Origin of the sequence: Pacificimonas flava, assembly GCF_000342165.1 — a bacterium.
GTDB classification, from domain to species: Bacteria; Pseudomonadota; Alphaproteobacteria; order Sphingomonadales; family Sphingomonadaceae; genus Pacificimonas; species Pacificimonas flava.
Genome location: NZ_AMRV01000005.1, coordinates 88,000 through 105,384, shown reverse-complemented (window position 1 = coordinate 105,384; position 17,385 = coordinate 88,000). Strand labels below are relative to the sequence as shown.

Annotated in this window: 16 protein-coding genes and 1 pseudogene; 15 read left to right on the top strand and 2 right to left on the bottom strand. The window is 66.8% G+C overall.

Annotation, left to right across the window (positions count from 1 at the left end; translation table 11 throughout):
- Nucleotides 1–9: 9 nt before the first annotated feature.
- The 6 genes from C725_RS08910 (at nt 10) to metK (ending at nt 5,717) form a co-directional block, all read left to right on the top strand.
- Nucleotides 10–1,014: a PhoH family protein gene (locus C725_RS08910; protein WP_008602098.1), complete on the top strand. Its 1,005-nt coding sequence runs from the start codon at nt 10–12 to the stop codon at nt 1,012–1,014.
- A complete protein-coding gene (ybeY, locus tag C725_RS08905) occupies nt 1,007–1,537 on the top strand; it encodes an rRNA maturation RNase YbeY (RefSeq protein ID WP_008602096.1) in 531 nt (176 codons plus the stop codon). Before C725_RS08910 ends, ybeY begins: the two co-directional genes overlap by 8 nt.
- A 2-nt stretch (nt 1,538–1,539) precedes the next feature.
- A complete protein-coding gene (locus C725_RS08900) occupies nt 1,540–2,415 on the top strand; it encodes a hemolysin family protein (RefSeq protein ID WP_008602094.1) in 876 nt (291 codons plus the stop codon).
- Nucleotides 2,412–3,935, top strand: coding sequence for an apolipoprotein N-acyltransferase (gene lnt / locus C725_RS08895; protein ID WP_008602091.1), 1,524 nt, complete (start codon nt 2,412–2,414; stop codon nt 3,933–3,935). Before C725_RS08900 ends, lnt begins: the two co-directional genes overlap by 4 nt.
- Before the next feature lie 114 nt (nt 3,936–4,049).
- Nucleotides 4,050–4,394, top strand: coding sequence for a helix-turn-helix domain-containing protein (locus C725_RS08890; RefSeq protein WP_078056223.1), 345 nt, complete (start codon nt 4,050–4,052; stop codon nt 4,392–4,394).
- Nucleotides 4,395–4,499: 105 nt separating this feature from the next.
- On the top strand, nt 4,500–5,717 hold the full coding sequence (gene metK, locus C725_RS08885; RefSeq protein WP_008602086.1) for a methionine adenosyltransferase: 1,218 nt from the start codon (nt 4,500–4,502) through the stop codon (nt 5,715–5,717).
- A 147-nt stretch (nt 5,718–5,864) separates the two neighbouring features.
- Here the strand turns inward: metK and C725_RS08880 are convergent, their stop codons facing one another.
- Nucleotides 5,865–7,034 (bottom strand): GGDEF domain-containing protein, encoded by a 1,170-nt coding sequence (locus tag C725_RS08880; RefSeq protein ID WP_008602084.1) that lies wholly within the window; start codon nt 7,032–7,034, stop codon nt 5,865–5,867.
- A 237-nt stretch (nt 7,035–7,271) separates the two neighbouring features.
- On the opposite strand from C725_RS08880, the gene trmB reads away from it, so the two are divergent.
- Nucleotides 7,272–7,967 carry a tRNA (guanosine(46)-N7)-methyltransferase TrmB gene (gene trmB / locus C725_RS08875; protein ID WP_008602082.1) on the top strand — a complete coding sequence of 232 codons (696 nt, stop codon included), beginning with the start codon at nt 7,272–7,274 and terminating at the stop codon, nt 7,965–7,967.
- Nucleotides 7,968–8,465: 498 nt separating this feature from the next.
- On the opposite strand, the gene C725_RS08870 is transcribed toward trmB, so the two are convergent.
- The gene (locus tag C725_RS08870) at nt 8,466–9,713 is read right to left on the bottom strand and encodes a PQQ-dependent sugar dehydrogenase (RefSeq protein ID WP_008602080.1); all 1,248 of its coding nucleotides are present in this window, start codon (nt 9,711–9,713) and stop codon (nt 8,466–8,468) included.
- 232 nt (nt 9,714–9,945) lie between these two features.
- Here C725_RS08870 and rimP point away from each other — a divergent pair, with 232 nt between their 5' ends.
- The 8 genes and pseudogenes from rimP to truB form a co-directional block, all read left to right on the top strand.
- Nucleotides 9,946–10,461, top strand: coding sequence for a ribosome maturation factor RimP (gene rimP, locus C725_RS08865; protein ID WP_008602079.1), 516 nt, complete (start codon nt 9,946–9,948; stop codon nt 10,459–10,461).
- A gap of 16 nt (nt 10,462–10,477) precedes the next feature.
- Entirely contained in the window at nt 10,478–12,097 is a 1,620-nt protein-coding gene (gene nusA / locus C725_RS08860; protein WP_008602077.1) for a transcription termination factor NusA, read from the top strand.
- Nucleotides 12,078–12,761: a DUF448 domain-containing protein gene (locus C725_RS08855; RefSeq protein WP_008602075.1), complete on the top strand. Its 684-nt coding sequence runs from the start codon at nt 12,078–12,080 to the stop codon at nt 12,759–12,761. The genes nusA and C725_RS08855 overlap by 20 nt, the downstream gene beginning before the upstream one ends.
- 8 nt (nt 12,762–12,769) lie before the next feature.
- The gene (gene infB / locus C725_RS08850) at nt 12,770–15,496 is read left to right on the top strand and encodes a translation initiation factor IF-2 (protein WP_008602073.1); all 2,727 of its coding nucleotides are present in this window, start codon (nt 12,770–12,772) and stop codon (nt 15,494–15,496) included.
- Between the two features lie 137 nt (nt 15,497–15,633).
- On the top strand, nt 15,634–16,053 hold the full coding sequence (gene rbfA, locus C725_RS08845; protein WP_008602071.1) for a 30S ribosome-binding factor RbfA: 420 nt from the start codon (nt 15,634–15,636) through the stop codon (nt 16,051–16,053).
- Between the two features lie 37 nt (nt 16,054–16,090).
- Nucleotides 16,091–16,360, top strand: a complete 270-nt coding sequence (locus C725_RS08840; protein ID WP_008602068.1) for an AbrB/MazE/SpoVT family DNA-binding domain-containing protein — start codon at nt 16,091–16,093, stop codon at nt 16,358–16,360.
- On the top strand, nt 16,323–16,757 hold the full coding sequence (locus tag C725_RS08835) for a type II toxin-antitoxin system VapC family toxin (RefSeq protein WP_008602065.1): 435 nt from the start codon (nt 16,323–16,325) through the stop codon (nt 16,755–16,757). Before C725_RS08840 ends, C725_RS08835 begins: the two co-directional genes overlap by 38 nt.
- Nucleotides 16,758–16,763: 6 nt before the next feature.
- Nucleotides 16,764–17,228: pseudogene (gene truB / locus C725_RS15385) on the top strand (tRNA pseudouridine(55) synthase TruB); the annotation flags it as partial.
- Nucleotides 17,229–17,385 lie beyond the last annotated feature (157 nt).

Sequence of the window (17,385 nt, the reverse complement as noted above, 5' to 3'; positions counted from 1 at the left end):
CGCCCAGGCATGAAGCGCAAGGCGGCCGATGCGGCCCCGACGCCCGCGGACCGCGTCCGCCTCAGCGTGCAATTCGACCGGCCGGACCTCCTCGGTCCGTTGTTCGGACAATATGATCAGAATCTGATCGCGATCGAAAATCGTCTCGGAGTCTATATCGCCGCGCGCGGAGACCGCGTCACGATCGAGGGGCGCGCTGATGCCGCCGCACGGGCCCGGGACGTGCTGACCGAGCTTCACGAACAGTTGATGCGCGGCGGCGATATCGGGCCGGGCGAGGTCGATACCGCCATCGCCATGGGCGACGAGCCAATCCTGGATGGCCTGGAGATGGTCGACGAAAAACAGAAACGTCCCTCCATCGTCATTCGCACGCGCCGCAAGACCATTGCCCCGCGCACGCCGCGACAGCTTCATTATATGCAGGCGCTGTCGTCGGAGGAGATCATCTTCGCCCTCGGTCCGGCCGGCACCGGCAAGACCTATCTTGCCGTCGCCCAGGCCGTCAGCCAGCTTATCACCGGCTCCGTCGATCGCCTGATCCTCTCCCGACCGGCAGTGGAGGCCGGAGAGCGTCTCGGCTTTCTTCCGGGCGACATGCGCGAGAAGGTCGATCCCTATCTGCGGCCGCTCTACGACGCGCTTTACGACATGCTGCCGTCCGAACAGGTGGAACGCCGCATCGCATCGGGCGAGATCGAGATTGCCCCGCTCGCCTTCATGCGCGGCCGCACGCTGGCGAATGCCTTCGTCATTCTGGACGAGGCGCAGAACACCACGCCGCAGCAGATGAAGATGTTCCTGACCCGCTTCGGGGAGAATAGCCGCATGGTCATCTGCGGCGATCCCAAGCAGGTCGACCTGCCCGATCCCGGTCGTTCGGGCCTTGCGGATGCGGTAAACCGGCTTGACGGCATCGACGGCATCGCGACCGTGCGGTTCGGAACGGCCGACGTCGTCCGCGCCGCCATCGTCGCGCGCATCGTGCATGCCTATGAGGGCGGCGATGCTTAACGTCGAAACCAGCATCGAGGGCGACAGTTGGCCCGACATAGACTGGCGCGCGCTGGCTGAAACGGCAGCGCGCGCCGCCCTTCTCGCCAGTCCCTACCCGCACCTCGTCGAAGGTGCGCAGTGCTGCGAAATCTCCGTGAAACTGTCCGGGGATGAGGAGGTGCACGCCCTCAACCGGCAGTATCGCGGCAAGGACAAGCCGACCAACGTCCTCAGCTTCCCGGCCGTGCAGCGGGATTTGCTGCCGGCGATGACGAACTCCGACGATGGAGAGGTGCTGCTCGGCGACCTGATCCTGTCCTTCGATACCTGCGCTCGGGAGGCGCAGGAAAAGGCGGTGCCGCTTCGCGACCATGCCACACACCTGATCGTTCACGGGGTGCTGCATCTCGTCGGCTACGATCATGAGGAGGACGCGGAAGCGATCGAGATGGAGCGGCTGGAAACCGCGATATTGTCCGGACTCGGGATCGATGATCCCTATCAAAGACACGATGACGACGACCGGGATGCGAACGACTGACCATGGCTAGCCAGCCCGACAATCAATTCCGTCCGCTGATGCGCGTCATGAAAACGCTGCTGTTCGGACGCGGCGACGCCTCTCTGCGCGACGCGATCGAGGAAGCGCTCGAAGAACACGAAGGCGACACGGAGGAATCCTCCGTTGCCGGCGATCTCAGCGGTGCGGAGCGGCTGATGCTGCGCAATCTTCTGAACTTCGGTGAGCGCAAGGCCGGCGACATCATGGTGCCGCGCGGCGACATCATTGCCTTCGCGGCGGGCGGCAGCTTTCCCGATCTGGTCGCGGCGTTCGCCGAGGCAGGCCACAGCCGCATGCCGGTTTTCTCCACCGAACTGGATCGGATCCTGGGGATGATCCACGTGAAGGACGTCTACAATGTCCTGGCAGAGGAGGGCCGGGCCGCCGACCCGTCGCTCGAATCGCTGCTGCGGCCCGTTCTGTTCGTGCCCTATGCAATGCGGGTCCTGGATCTTCTCGCCCGCATGCGCGCAGGGCGCACCCACATGGCGATTGTGGTCGACGAATATGGCGGCACGGACGGGCTCGTCACGGTCGAGGACATCGTAGAGGAAATCGTCGGCGATATCGAGGATGAGCATGATGAGCCCGAGGATGAGCCGATTCATGCCCTGCCCGGTGGCCGCTACGAGGCCGATGCGCGCCTCGACATCGAGGCGCTGGAAGAAAGGCTCGACACCAATTTCACCGAAGCCGTTGACGGCGAGATCGATACCGTAGGCGGACTGCTCTTCATGATTGCCGGACAGGTGCTGCCGGTCGGAGAATCCATCGACCACCCCGCCGGCTGGCGCTTCGAGGTTCTTGCCGGGGACGAGCGGCGTGTCGAACGCGTCCGCGTCATTCCGGTCGAGTGACGGGTTTCTTCGACGCGGTTCCCCCGCGCTACGTGAAACCGATCGTCTTTGCCGCCGGGATCGCTGGCGGCTTTGCGTTCGCACCCTGGAACCTCTGGCCGCTGATGCTGCTGTCGCTGGGTGCGATGCTCCTGTTCGTGGAGAACGCGGAATCGCGAAAGCGCGCCTTCGGCATCGGCTGGTGGTGGGGTCTCGGGAATTTCCTGGTCGGTCAGTACTGGATCGCCCACGCCTTCCAGTATCAGGCGAACATGCCGGCATGGACCGGTATCCCGGCCGTCATACTCCTGTCGATGATCATGGCGCTTTACCCGGGCATTTCTGCGGCGGTGGCCGTGCGTTTCGGCAAGAGCCCAGCGGCGCGCGGGCTGGCATTCGCCGGTACGTGGATGCTGACGGAATGGCTGCGGGGCTATCTGTTCAGCGGATTCGGCTGGAATCCGCTGGGCGTCGTATCGCTGCCCATGGCCGGTCTCGCGCAGCTTGCAGCGGCCATTGGCGCGCTGGGCCTTTCCGGTATCCTCGCACTGGCGGCCTTTGGTCTTGCCCAGGCAGCGTATCGCCGCTGGAGGCTTGCGGCGGCACTGCTCCTTCCGACCGTCGCCGGCGCCCTCCTTCCGCTTGTGCTGACCGGACCCACGAAGCTGACGCAGACACGTCTCGATATCGTTCAGGCGAATATCGGACAGGACGTGAAGTACGGACCGGGCGCCGTCGAGGAAGCCGTACGCCGTTATGCCGCCCTTTCGCCATTGCCGGATGGATCGCCGCGCCTCCTCATTTGGCCGGAGGCCGCAATCGACGACGTGCTCGACGAGCGTCCAGCCCTGCGCGCCGATGTCGCACGCGCGCTGATCGGACCTCAGGATCTGATGCTCGTCGGCGCGATCAAAGCCATCCGGGCGAACGACGGCCGGGTCGAGGGCGCCTATAACAGTCTTTACGTCCTGGGGCCCGAGGGGGAGATTCGTGGCCGCTACGACAAACGAATACTCGTTCCCTATGGCGAGTATCTGCCCGCCCGTCCTCTCCTGTCGCTTATCGGCATTGCACGCCTCGTACCGGGGGCCATAGATTTCATTCCCGGCACCGGTCCGAAGACGCTCGATCTCGGCGCCTTCCCCGATGCTGGCGCGCTGATCTGCTACGAAGTCGTGTATCCGGAGGCGGCGGGCGACGTGGTGCGGCCGGGCTGGCTTCTCAACGTCTCGAACGACGCCTGGTTTTCCGACGGCGGGGCTTGGATGCATTTGGCGCAGGCGCGCATGCGCAGCATCGAGCAGGGCCTGCCCATGGCGCGGGCCACACCGACCGGCGTCAGCGCCATCATCGATCCCTGGGGCCGCGTGCTGCAGATGATCGGCCGGGGCGAGGCCGCGCATATGCGCGTAGCGCTGCCCGCGCCGCGGCCGGAGACGCTTTTCGCTAGGATCGGCACGCCGCTTCCCATCGGCCTGGCACTGTTGATGCTTGGCGCAGCGCTGCTGCTGCCCCGTCGGCGGGATGCAGAAATTCATTGATACCCTGATCGCCCGCCCACCGAAATCCGTTTCGGATGCATGTGATCGCCGAAACGCCCCTAGCCGACGCCCGCCGGCAATGACCCGCTCTCCCCGCGGCGGGTTGGCGCACGCATCGGACGGCGCCGGCGGCAGCTCGGCCTCAGCCAGACGGAACTCAGTGCGCGGATCGGCGTCTCGCACTCGCAGATCAGCAAATGCGAGGCCGGAACGAACGCCGTGCCCATGCTGCGCCTGTCGGCCATCGCCGGGGCGCTCCGCACATCTTCCGACACATTGATGGCTGCTTCGTCCGGCAGTCCGCCGTTCAGGCTCGCGGAAGAACAGGCCCCCTACAGCGCGGAAAGCGAACATGAGCGCACGCGCCGGCTTATCGCCCTGTTCAAGGCGCTTTCGCAACACCGGCAGGGCGCTCTTCTTGCGCAGCTGACGACAGAGGCCGCGGAAACCCAGTCTTAGGCATGGGCATATAAACCTTGCTTTATATCCTCCTTGCACGGCTTCCGGTGGACGGTTAGACCACTCGTTAGACCCGTTTCCCGCTTTGCCGAAGGAAGTATCCCTATGGCCCGCCAAGATTATCTGTTCACGTCCGAGAGCGTGTCCGAAGGACATCCCGACAAGGTCGCCGACCAGATTTCCGACGCGATCGTGGACCTGATGATCTCCAAGGATCCGGAATCGCGGGTGGCCTGCGAAACGCTGACGACGACGAACCGCGTGGTTCTGGCCGGCGAAATCCGCTGCCGGGCCATGTACGACCAGGAAACGCACAAGACGACGCATGGCTGGGCGCCGGGTGCGCTGGAGGAAATCGAGGATGCGGCGCGTTCGGTCGTGCGGCGGATCGGCTACGAGCAGGATGGCTTTCACTGGCAGACGTTCGATTTCGCGAACTATCTGCACGGCCAGTCGGCACACATCGCACAGGGCGTCGACGAGGCGGGCAACAAGGACGAGGGCGCCGGCGACCAGGGCATCATGTTCGGCTATGCCTGCGACGAGACGGAGGAATTGATGCCGGCGACGCTGCATTATTCCCACCGGATCCTGCAGCGGCTGGCCGAGGACCGCCGCAGCAAGATCGTCGACTTTCTCGAACCGGACTCGAAGAGCCAGGTGACGCTGGAATATGCCGGTCGCCAGCCGCAGCGGGCCACGGCGCTGGTGGTGTCGACCCAGCATGTTCCGGGCTATGACGAGGGCGAGAAGGGCAAGGCGCTGGCGGACTATGTTCGCGGCGTCTTCGCCGACGTGCTGCCGGACGGTTTCGTCGACGAGCGGACCGCCATCCATATCAATCCCACCGGCAAGTTCGAGATCGGCGGGCCGGACGGCGATGCTGGGCTGACGGGCCGCAAGATCATCGTCGACACCTATGGCGGCGCGGCGCCCCATGGCGGCGGCGCCTTTTCGGGCAAGGACCCGACGAAGGTCGACCGGTCGGCCGCCTATGTCAGCCGCTACATGGCCAAGAACATCGTCGCCGCCGGTCTGGCGCAGCGCTGCACCATCCAGCTGAGCTATGCCATCGGCGTCGCCGAGCCGCTGTCCCTCTATGTCGACATGGAGGGCACCGGCGAGGTCGATCCGATCAAGCTGGAGGGGCTGCTGCCGCAACTGGTGCGGCTGACGCCGAAGGGCATTCGCACGCACCTGGGGCTGAACAAGCCCATCTATGCCCCCACGGCTGCCTATGGTCATTTCGGCCGCACGCCGACGGACGACCTGTTCCCATGGGAGCGGACCGACTTGGTGGACGAACTGAAGCGGGCCTTCTGATCGCCGGGTCCTATTCCGCCGCCACGGCCGCGTAACCGACGACGCCGAAATCCCGCCGCGCGGGCACGACACGGTCGCGGCCCTCCTCTTCGCGCAGAAGCGACGGCCTGATGGACGAGCTGAAGCGGGCCTTCTGATCGCCGAGCCTTATTCCGCCGCCACGGCCTCGTAACGGGCGATGCCGAGATCCGGCCGCGCGGGCACGACACGGTCGCGCCCCCCCTCCTTCGCGCAGTAGACGGCACGGTCGGCGTGCCGCAGGGCGGCGCGGATGCGCCGCTGCGAGACGCCCGCCACGCCGAAACTGCCGGTGATGTTCCAGGACACCCCCGCAAAGCGCTCACGGGAAATCGCGGCGCGCAGATCCTCGGCGATGTGGAGGCCCGCCTCCAGCGTGGCCGCGAACACGAGGACGGCGAACTCCTCCCCACCGATCCGCGCCAGATTCCCGCGCCCACCCAGAGCCTGCGACAGCACACCGGCGGCCTGGCCCAGAACGGCGTCGCCTGTGTCGTGGCCGCATGTGTCGTTGACGCGCTTGAAATGATCGAGATCGATCATGATGACGGCGCCATATTCCGTCTCGCCATCCCGCGCCGCATCGATCCAGCGTTCGAAGGCGCGCCGATTGGGAAGGCCGGTCAGAATATCCGTTTCCGCAGCCTGATAGTGACGATGGATGAGGTCGCTGCCGATTGCGATCAACAGCAGGACGGCGTTCATCAGCGAAACCAGGCCCGTCGTCAGATAGAAGGTCAGATTGTAGAGGCTCCAGAACCCCTGCCCCGTCTCGATGACGGCGACATCCTGCGGCAGGAACAGGGCCGCCCTCAGCGAATAGCACAGGGCCGCAAAGAGGAAGGTGCCGAAGATGAGCGTGTCGAGAAGCGTGCCGCGCTTCCGTGCGAGGACAGGAAGCGCGAGAAACTGAATGGCGGCGCCGATCAGATTGGCGTTCGCGACGCCCAGATTGGGGCTGCGGTCGATGAAGCTGCTGTGAAAGAGAACGGCAAGCCCGATCACATACACAGCGGCCAGCGGACGCAGCGGAAGGCCGCGCCCGTGCCGGACCAGAAAGGCCTGCGCGATGGCGGCGAGCGCGGGCCAATGCAGCGCCGTCGCCGTGGCCATCAAGACGAGGTCCGATGGCGCCCGCAGCGTGTCGATGAGCAGCGAAACGAGACCGATGAAGAAGCCGAGCGAGGCCCAGCGCGCCTCTGGCGCGTAACCGTCCTGCTGATAGGCAACGAGCGCAAAGGCCGCAGCAAAGATCAGCAGGACCGTCGGGGCCAGCCAGAAGAAGATCGCGTCGCTCACACCCATTCCCCCTTACCGCCGCACTGCCACGTGCGCGGTATGCCGGCCCCCATCCGGCAGCCGCGTCCGCATGCCCTGGCCCCGGGCGGACGCTGACCGGCGCTGCCTATGCCATGACGCCGCGCGACTCCTCAAGGACGGATTCGATCCAGACTGCGCGGAACCGCTGAATACGGCGCCTGCGCTCCCCCCGGGGAAGGCTTGCGGCGGGCGGCGGGGCGATTAAGGGCGCGCGGCATGACTGCTTTCAAGACAGGCGACCCGACGACGCTGGGGCGGCTCTACGGCCGCACCAAGGGGCACAGGCTGCGGCCGGTGCAGCAGGCGCTGCTGGACGAACTCTACCCCGCCCTCGCCGTCCCGGAAGACGGTCCCGTGACCGCCGCGGCCGTGTTCGGCGAGGACCGGCCGCTGCATTTCGAGATCGGCTTCGGCGGCGGCGAACATCTGGCCTACCGCGCGGACCTGCTGCCCGACCACCGCTTTATCGGCGCCGAGCCGTTCGAGAACGGCGTCGTCAGCGCGCTGCAGCACATTCGCGATCAGGGGCTGAGCAATATCCGCCTTCATATGGGAGACGCGCTGGAGGTGCTGCGGCGCGTACCGGACGGCACGCTGTCCTTCCTGTACCTGCTGCACCCCGATCCGTGGCCGAAGGCGCGGCATGCCAAGCGCCGAATGATGAACCCCGGCCCGCTGGACCTGTTCGCCGCCAAGCTGAAGCCGGGCGGGATTTTTCGGGTGGCGACGGACGACCCGACCTATTGCCGCTGGTCGCTGATGCAGATGGCGCGGCGCGACGAGTTCGAGTGGCTGGCGAAATCGGCGGACGATTTTCGAAAGGCGCCGGGCGGCTGGCCGCTGACCCGCTATGCCGAGAAAGCGCTGCGCGAAGGCCGCGAATTGTGGTTTTTCCAGTATCGGCGCCGCTGAGGCGCCCGCGATGGCGAAAAGGGCGGGTTTCTGCGGAAGTGGACAGGTCGCGCGGGCCGCGAAGTTGACAGTCTGGACACTCGTGGCGCGCGCGGGCGCGGGACGCCGGCCGGTTCTGCGGATGCAGGCCAGGGGATGAAGGGATGAGGAGAGGCCCATGGCATTGGGGTCTCCTGAAAACTCCTATTTTGCAAGCGGGCGGTGCTGAAGAGAGCTGCCTTCGGGCCGCTGTCCGGATGCGGACCGCTTCACCCTCCCCCGGCCCCTCCCTATGAGGGAGGGGAGGTTGCGGCCGTGGATGCGGCCTCGGTCCCGGCGGCCCCGGCCCCTCCCAATGAGGGAGGGAGGTTGCGGGCCGTGGATGCGGCCTCGGTGCCGGCGGCCCCGGCCCCTCCTATGAGGGAGGGAGGTTGCGGGCCGTGGATGCGGCCTCGGTGCCGGCGGCCCCGGCCCCTGCCTGGGAGGGAGGGGAGGTTGCGGGGCCTCCCCCTTTGGAGTTCAGGGTTTGGGGGTGAGTTTCAGGAGGCGGCCGCCGCTGCCGTCCCGTTCGTCCTCAAGGACGTAGACGAGGCCGTCCGGGCCCTGTTCCAGTTCGCGGATGCGCTGGCCCATGTCGTAGCGGGCGACCTCCCGCGAGTTCGCGCCGTCCAGCGACACCTGCACGATGGCCTGTGACGACAGGCCGCCGATGAGGCCCGTGTCCTGCCAGTCCGGATAGGCGTCGCCCGAATAGATGACGAAGCCGGCCGGAGAGATGACCGGGTCCCACCAGGTTTCCGGCGCGTTGAACTCGGGCCGCGTGTCATGATCGGGAATATCGCCGCCGTCATAATGAACGCCGTTCGAAACCTCCGGATAGCCGTAGTTCGCGCCGCGTTCGATGATGTTGAGCTCGTCGCCGCCCTTCGGTCCCATTTCGTGCGTCCAGAGCGTGCCGTCCCCGGCGAAGGCGATGCCGAGCGGATTGCGGTGGCCGAGGCTCCAGATCTGCGCGGTGACGCCGCCCCGATCCGCGAACGGATTGTCGGACGGCACCGATCCGTCCGCGTTGAGCCGGATGATCTTTCCAAGGTTCTGCTGCATGTCCTGCGCCGGATCGAATTTCTGCCGCTCGCCCGAAGTGATCCACAGCTTTCCGTCCGGTCCGAAGGCGAGCCGGTGGCCGTAATGGCCGCGCCCCTCCACCTTCGGATCCTGCCGCCAGATGACCTGAAGCCCGTCCAGGCTGCACTCGAGCGGCTGCGCGCAGTCGAGCGTCGCCCGCGCCAATGCGGCGCCGCGCGTATCGCCGTCCCCCGCCTCCGCATAGGACAGGTAGACGACATTGTTCTGAGCGAAATCCGGATGGACGATGACGTCGCCGAGACCGCCCTGCCCGCCATAATCCACCGCCGGAACGCCGGAGACATCGCCGGTGCGCAGCGCTCCATCCTCGATCCGGGCGACCTTGAGCGTTCCCGGCCGCTCTGTCACCAGCAGGCGCCCGTCCGGCAGGAACGTCATGGCCCAAGGCTCGTTGAAATCGCCGAGCGCCTCCGCCGTGAAGGGCGTGTCCGCCGGTTTCGCCTCCGACCGCTCGCCGCCCGCATCCACGGCGGGGCGCGTCGTCTCTACGGTCTCCGCGCCTGCCGCATCGCTGTCAGGGCGGTTCTGAACGGCCTCGCCGCCCTCTTCCGCGCTGCCCCCGGCGGCGTTGCAGGCGGCAAGCGCCAGAATGGCGGCGGCGCCGAAATAACGGTACATCATAGCATATCCCTTTTTCCTGTCGTGGCGGCGGACCCGCATGACCTTGTTCGAAAAGCCGGTTCACCGGCATCCGCGCCGTCACGCCGGCCACTGCCCCCTCTTGTGGTCGAGAACGCCGCGCATTATAATCAGTTCATCTTCCACATGGTCAGCCCTTCTGGAAGTCGGTTCGGGGTTCCGATCCGGCACCGCGGGGACATGCCCATATTTGAACGCGAATCGGAGCATTGTCTTGGCGAACATCGCCGCGATCCACGAGTTGATCGAACCCATCGTACGCGAACAGGGTTTCGACCTCGTGCGGGTGAAGATGATCAATACCGAGGTCGGACCGACGCTGCAGGTGATGGCGGAGGACCCGGCGACCGGGCAGATGCTGATCGACCAGTGCACGACGCTGAGCCGCGCCATTTCCGAGATGCTGGACGAGGAAGATCCCATCGAGGAGGAATACAGCCTGGAGGTCTCCTCCCCCGGCATTGACCGGCCGCTGACCCGCGCGAAGGATTATGCGCTGTGGGCGGGGCATAAGGTGAAGATCGGCCTGACCGAACCCATGGACGGGCGAAAGAAATTCCAGGGCACGCTGCTCGGCCTCGAAACCGCAGACGGCGGTGAGGCGGTTCGGGTGAAGCTGGAGGACGGCAGCGGCGAGGATGTGCTGCTGCCGATGAACCGGATCGACAGCGCGAAGCTCGTGCTGACAGACGAACTTTTGGCGGCCACGCAGCCGCAGCAGATGAACTAGGGAAGCGACAGACATCATGGCCACCGCAGTCACCGCAAACCGCGCCGAACTCCTCGCGATCGCCGACGCCGTCGCGCGCGAGAAGTCGATCGACCGCATGATCGTGATCGAGGCGATGGAAGACGCCATCCAGAAGGGTGCGCGCGCCAAATACGGTCAGGAAAACGACATCCGCGCCAAGATGGACCCGCAGTCCGGCGAAGTGCGCCTGTGGCGGGTGCTGGAGGTCGTCGAGGCGGCGGAGGACCAGTTCACGCAGGTGTCGCTGACGAAGGCGAAGACGATGGACGGAGAGGCCGAACTGGGCGGCTTCGTTATCGATCCGCTGCCGCCCATCGAATTCGGCCGCATCGCCGCGCAGGCCGCCAAGCAGACCATCGTGCAGAAGGTCCGCGACGCCGAGCGCGACCGGCAGTTCGAGGAATTCAAGGACCGTATCGGCGAAATCACCACCGGCATCGTCAAGCGCGTCGAGTTCGGCCATGTCGTCGTCGACCTGGGCCGCGCCGAGGGGGTCATTCGCCGCGACGAGCAGATCCCGCGCGAGCTGCTGCGCGTCGGCGACCGTGTCCGCTGCTACATCAAGGACGTGCGGCGCGAGGTGCGCGGGCCGCAGATCTTCCTGTCGCGCGCGGCCGGCGAGTTCATGAAAAAGCTGTTCGCCCAGGAAGTGCCGGAAATCTACGACGGCATCATCGAGATCAAGGCCGTCGCCCGCGATCCGGGCAGCCGCGCGAAGATCGGCGTCATTTCCTATGATGGCAGCATCGACCCCGTCGGCGCCTGCGTCGGCATGAAGGGCAGCCGCGTGCAGGCCGTCGTGCAGGAACTGCAGGGCGAGAAGATCGACATCATCCCCTGGTCGGAGGACACCGCGACCTTCGTCGTCAATGCGCTGCAGCCGGCCGAGGTGGCGAAGGTCGTCATCGACGAGGACGAAAGCCGCATCGAAGTCGTCGTGCCGGACGACCAGCTGTCGCTGGCCATTGGCCGCCGCGGCCAGAACGTGCGCCTGGCCAGCCAGATTTCCGGCCACCAGATCGACATTCTGACCGAGGACGAGGAATCCGAACGCCGGCAGAAGGAATTCACCGAGCGCTCCGACCTGTTCATGGAAGAACTGGAACTGGACGAGACGCTGGCGCAGCTGCTGGTGGCGGAAGGCTTCGCCGAGCTGGAGGAAGTCGCCTATATCGAGCAGGAGGAACTCGCTGCCATCGAGGGCCTGGACGAGGAGATCGCCGAGGAGCTGCAGAGCCGTGCGGTCGAGGCGCTGGAGCGGCGCGAGGCGAAGTACCGCGAGGAGCGCCGCGCGCTGGGCGTCGACGACGCGCTGGCGGAGATCGAGGGTCTGAGCGAGAAGATGCTGGTGACGCTGGGCGAGAAGGGCATCAAGACGCTCGACGATCTGGGCGACCTCGCCACCGACGAGCTGGTCGGGCGCGGCAATCGCAATGCCGGCATCGAGGAAGGCTTCCTGCGCCAGTACGACGTCAGCGAGGAGGACGCCAACCGCATCATCATGGCCGCCCGCGCGCACTGGTTCGACGACGAGCCGGCCGCCGAAGACACTGCCGCCCAGAATACCGCCGATGCGGCGGATGGGGAGGTCGCGGATGCGGACAGCGACCAATGATGCCGAGCGGACGTGCATATTAACGGGCGCTAAGGGCGAGCGGGCCGGCTTCATCCGGCTGGCCCTGTCGCCCGACGGCGCGATTCTGCCCGACCCGGGTGCGAAGGCGCCGGGCCGCGGCGCCTGGCTGGGCGTCGATGCCGCCGCGCTGCGCGCCGCGCAGGGCTCCGGCAAGCTGAAGGGCGCGCTCGGCCGCGCCTTCAAGGGCGAGGCGCGCGAGGTGCCCGGCGATCTGGCCGGCGAGATCGAGGCGGAACTGGAGCGCCGGACACTGGCGCTGCTGGGCCTGGAAATGAAGGCCGGGCATCTGGTGCTGGGCTTTGAACGGCTGCTGTCTGGCGTGCGTTCGGGCACGGTTCGGCTGATCCTGCATGCCGCCGATGCGGCAGGCGACGGACGCCGCAAGCTGGACGGTGCCGGACACGGCGCCTTGCAAAATGGCCTCGCAAAGCCCAAATCGCTGGTCCTGCCGGTGGACCGGGGACGTTTGTCCATGGCGGTGGGACAGGGCAATGTGGTACACGCCGGGATAAGCGACCCTGGCGCGGCCGCACGAATAGAGGCGGCTGCCATGCGCTGGCGCGCCTTTTGTGGTCTTGATGGAAATGACGACGCGGCCGAACCCCGGAATGCCGGGCCGGGCCGCGGCGATGAAGGTATGTGAAGGACTGTATGAGCGACGAAAAGAAAACCCTCGGCACCCGCAAGCCCCTCGGCGTCAAGAAGACGGTCGATGTGGGCAAGGTGCAGCAGCAGTTCTCTCACGGCCGCAAAAAGTCCGTGGTGGTGGAGCGCAAGCGCCGCTTCGTGAAGAAGCCGGGCGAAGACGCGCCGAAGGAAGAGGTGCAGGACACCGCGCCGCCGGCCGCGCCCGCCGCGCCGGAAAAGCGCGCCATGCCGCCGATCCCGCCCATGCCCACGCCGCCGCCGCCCGCCCCGGCGCCGACCCCCGCGCCCGCCGCGAAGAAGGCGGAGCCGAAGCCCGAGGACACGACGGCCGAGGAACCGAAGGTTGCCGAGGACGCGAAGCCGGCCGAGACGGAAGCCCCCAAGGCGAAGGCGGAGCCCGCCCCAGCCCCGGCGCCGACCCCTGCGCCGGCCGCTCCGAAGCGCGCGGCCGCGAAGCCCGCCCGGCCCGCGCCGAAGCCGACCCCTGCCCCGCCGCAGACGCCGATGAGCCGCAAGGAGCTGCAGGCGAAGCTGCTGCGCGAGGCGGAGGAAGACCGGCTGCGCATGGCGGAGGAAGCACGCCGCCGTGAGGACACGGCAAAGCAGAACGCCATCGAGGAAGAAGCGCGCCGTGCGGAGGAGAACCGCCGCCGCGAGGCCGAAGAGGCGCGCCTGGCGGCCGAGCGCGAAAAGGCGGAGCGGGAGGCCGAGAAGGCCGCCGCTGCCGCCCCGCAGACCCCCGCCACCGCCGCGCCCGCCAGTGACGGCGCAGCACGCCCCGGCCTGCGCAAGGACAAGGACGACAAGCGCAAGGCTGCCGCACCGACACGCGGCCGCGGCGGCGAGCGCAAGTCCGGCAAGCTGACCATTTCGGCCGCCACGCGCGGCGAGGACAGCCGCGTGCCGTCCATGGCCCGCCTGCGCCGCATGCGCGAAAAGGAAAAGCGCGGCCAGTTCAACCCGGCCGAGGCGAAGCGCCAGGTGCGCGACGTCGTGGTGCCGGAGGCGATCACCATTCAGGAACTCGCCAACCGCATGGCCGAACGCGGCGCCGACCTGGTCAAGAAGCTGTTCGCGCAGGGCGAAATGGTGACGGTCAACCAGACCATCGACCAGGACACCGCCGAACTGCTGGTGGAAGATTTCGGCCACCGCGTGAAACGCGTCAGCGAAGCGGACGTCGAAATCGGCCTGACCGGGCAGGAGGACGACGAGAAGGACCTGAAGCCGCGTGCGCCCGTCGTGACCATCATGGGCCATGTCGATCACGGCAAGACCAGTCTGCTCGACGCGCTGCGCGGCACGGACGTGACCGGCGGCGAGGCCGGCGGCATCACGCAGCATATCGGCGCCTATCAGATCCAGCCGGAGAATTCCGGTCCGATCACGTTCCTCGACACGCCGGGCCACGCGGCCTTTACCGAGATGCGGTCGCGCGGCGCGAACGTCACCGACATCGTCATCCTGGTGGTGGCGGCCGATGACGGGCTGATGCCGCAGACCATCGAGGCGATCGCGCATACGAAGGCGGCCGGCGTGCCGATGATCGTGGCGATCAACAAGATGGACAAGCCCGGCGCCGACCCCACCACGGTGCGCACGCGCCTGCTGGAGCATGAGGTGATCGTGGAGGAAATGTCCGGCGACGTGCAGGACGTGGAAGTCTCCGCCCTGAAGAAGCAGGGCCTCGACAAGCTGATCGACGCGATCAACCTGCAGGCCGAGCTTCTGGAGCTGAAGGCCAACCCAGACCGCGACGCCGAAGCGACCGTGATCGAGGCGAAGCTGGACAAGGGCCGCGGCCCGGTCGCCACCGTGCTGGTCAACAAGGGCACGCTGAAGCGCGGCGACATCTTCGTCGTGGGCGCCGAGCAGGGCAAGGTGCGCGCGCTGGTCGACGAACACGGCAAGCAGGTGAAGGAAGCCGGTCCCTCGAAGCCCGTCGAGGTGCTGGGCCTCAGCGGTGTGCCGATGGCCGGCGACAATCTGACGGTCGTCGAGAGCGATGCCCGCGCCCGCGAGGTCGCCGAGTACCGCGCCGGCGAGATGAAGAAGAAGCGCCTCGCCACCGCACCCACCAGCGTTGATGCGCTGTTCGGCGCCCTGTCCGACAAGGCGCAGGAATATGCCGTCGTCGTCAAGGGTGACGTACAGGGTTCGGTCGAGGCGATCGTTTCCGCCCTGCACGGCCTGTCGACGGACGACATCAAGGTCCGCGTGCTGCATTCGGGCGTCGGCGCGATCACGGAAAGCGACGTCACGCTGGCGGCCGCGAGCGGTGCGCCGATCTATGGCTTCAACGTCCGCCCGAACGCGAAAGCCCGTGAAGTGGCCGAGCAGAAGGGCGCGGAACTGCGCTACTACGACGTCATCTACGACCTGATCGACGAGACGAAGCTGGCCATGGCCGGCCAGCTGGGTCCGGAGCGGATCGAGAACGTCGTCGGCCGCGCCGAGGTCAAGGAGGTGTTCCCCGCCGGCAAGACGGGCAAGGCCGCCGGCCTGCTGGTCACCGACGGCATCATCAAGCAGGGCATCCGCACCCGCCTGACGCGCGACGACGTCATCATCTACAACGGCAAGGTCGCAAGCCTTCGCCGCTTCAAGGACGACGTTCAGGAAGTGCGCGCGGGTCTGGAATGCGGCGTCGTGTTCGACAGCTTCAAGGACATCCAGCCGGGCGACTATCTGGAGACCTTCGAGGTCGAGGAGCGCGAGCGGGTCCTGTAAGGACGTCGTTCCGGCCCGCATGGCCCGTTTGCCGCGCCGTACCGCCGCTCTCGTCCGAATGAGAGCGGCGGCGGCACGGCACGGCATGTCCGGGATCTTTCCGCTCTGGCGGACATGCGCAAGAACTGGAAGCGAGCATGAAACACACGGAATCCGCCGAGGGGAAATCGGTCCGCCTGCTGAAGATCGGCGAGCAGATCCGGCACCGGCTCGCCGAGGTGCTGCAACGTGGGGAAGTCAACGATCCGGTGCTGGACGGCATGATCGTTTCGGTCAGCGAGGTGCGCGTGTCGCCCGACCTGCGCCATGCAACCGCCTTCGTGAAGGCCATCGGCAGCGACGATGAAGCGATGCTGAAGGCGCTGCGAAAGAATGTCCGCTTCCTTCGCGGCCAAGTGTCGCGCGCCCTGTCGACGAAATACACGCCGGAACTGAAATTCCGGCTGGACGAAAGCTATGCGGAGGCCAGCCGCATCGACGCGCTGCTGCGTTCCCCCGACGTCGCCCGCGATCTGGATGACGACACTGAAACCAAGGCGGACGATAACGAGCCGTAACTTGACGGCGGCCTGTGTAAGACGCATCTTACACCCCATGGTCATTCAGACGAAATTATCCGCAAAGGGACAAGTGGTCATTCCGAAGGACGTCCGTGACCGGCTGGGCCTTCGCCCCGGCGATGCCCTGACCATCGAAATGACCCCCAATGGGCTCCGGCTTCGCAAGGCGAGGACGCGGCAGGCCGTCCCCTTGGCCGAGGGGCTGCGGCAGCTTGGGCGTCTTAGGCTCTACAAGGGGCCGCCCGTCAGTGACGACGAGATGCGCGGTGCTGTCCGCACACGCGCAGCCCGCCCGTTCCGCTGACTTGAGCCGCTCGCTCGACACCAACATCCTTGTGCGGCTGCTTGCACGCGACGATCCGGGCCAGATTGCCGCGGCGGAGGCGGCCGTGTCGGCGCCGTGCCTCGTCACGGCGACCGTGTTGGTGGAGACGATCTGGGTCCTCGAAAGCATCACTCAGGCGGCGCCGGGCGACCTTGCCGGCGCGCTGCGGCTGTTCTTTTCGCTGGAAACGGTGGAGCCTCCATTCCCGGAGCAGATCGACTGGGTTCTGGACCGCTATGCCGCCGGCGCCGATTTCGCCGATCTGATGCATCTTGCCGCCTCCCGCGGGGCGGAGACATTCTTGACGTTCGATCGCAAATTATCGCGGCAGGCCGGCAAGTCCGCGCCCGTCCGCGTGGAAACCCTGGGCGCATAAATGTCCCTGCACGGCTGGATCATTCTGGACAAGCCGCTGGGCATCACCTCCGCACACGGCGTGGCGAAGGTGAAGCGGCTGATGCGCGCGGCGGGGCTGAAGAAGCCCAAGGTGGGCCATGGCGGGACTCTGGACCCGCTGGCGACGGGCGTTCTGCCCATCGCGCTGGGCGAGGCGACCAAGCTGACCGGGCGCATGCTGAACGGCGACAAGAGCTATGATTTCACCATAGCCTTTGGCACCGCCACGGAAACGGACGATGCCGAGGGCAGCGTGACCGCGACCTCCTCTGCGCGGCCGACGCTTGCAGAGATTGCCGCCGTGCTGCCGCGCTTTACCGGCAGCATCGAGCAGCAGCCGCCAGCCTATTCCGCGCTGAAGGTGGACGGCGAGCGCGCCTACAAGCGTGCGCGGGCCGGGGAGACGGTGGACCTGGCGATGCGTGCGGTGACGGTGCACGATTTGCGCGTGGTCGAGGCCCCTTCCCTGCCCCCCTTACCGTCGACCCTGCGCAATCAAAGGCCCATCGGTGCGGAGGCGCGCGGCGGCACGGTGGATGATGACGCCGGCGCGGTGGGCCCCTGCCTGCGCAGGGGCGACGATGGTTTTGTGAGGGAGCATGGGGGGG

What these genes read in the sequence shown, in the direction of transcription:
- C725_RS08910 (WP_008602098.1), top strand. Translation starts at nt 10, where the DNA reads ATGAAGCGCAAGGCGGCCGATGCGGCCCCGACGCCCGCGGACCGCGTC.
- ybeY (WP_008602096.1), top strand. Translation starts at nt 1,007, where the DNA reads ATGCTTAACGTCGAAACCAGCATCGAGGGCGACAGTTGGCCCGACATA.
- C725_RS08900 (WP_008602094.1), top strand. Translation starts at nt 1,540, where the DNA reads ATGGCTAGCCAGCCCGACAATCAATTCCGTCCGCTGATGCGCGTCATG.
- metK (WP_008602086.1), top strand. Translation starts at nt 4,500, where the DNA reads ATGGCCCGCCAAGATTATCTGTTCACGTCCGAGAGCGTGTCCGAAGGA.
- trmB (WP_008602082.1), top strand. Translation starts at nt 7,272, where the DNA reads ATGACTGCTTTCAAGACAGGCGACCCGACGACGCTGGGGCGGCTCTAC.
- C725_RS08870 (WP_008602080.1), bottom strand. Translation starts at nt 9,713, where the DNA reads ATGATGTACCGTTATTTCGGCGCCGCCGCCATTCTGGCGCTTGCCGCC.
- nusA (WP_008602077.1), top strand. Translation starts at nt 10,478, where the DNA reads ATGGCCACCGCAGTCACCGCAAACCGCGCCGAACTCCTCGCGATCGCC.
- C725_RS08855 (WP_008602075.1), top strand. Translation starts at nt 12,078, where the DNA reads ATGCGGACAGCGACCAATGATGCCGAGCGGACGTGCATATTAACGGGC.
- infB (WP_008602073.1), top strand. Translation starts at nt 12,770, where the DNA reads ATGAGCGACGAAAAGAAAACCCTCGGCACCCGCAAGCCCCTCGGCGTC.
- rbfA (WP_008602071.1), top strand. Translation starts at nt 15,634, where the DNA reads ATGAAACACACGGAATCCGCCGAGGGGAAATCGGTCCGCCTGCTGAAG.
- C725_RS08840 (WP_008602068.1), top strand. Translation starts at nt 16,091, where the DNA reads ATGGTCATTCAGACGAAATTATCCGCAAAGGGACAAGTGGTCATTCCG.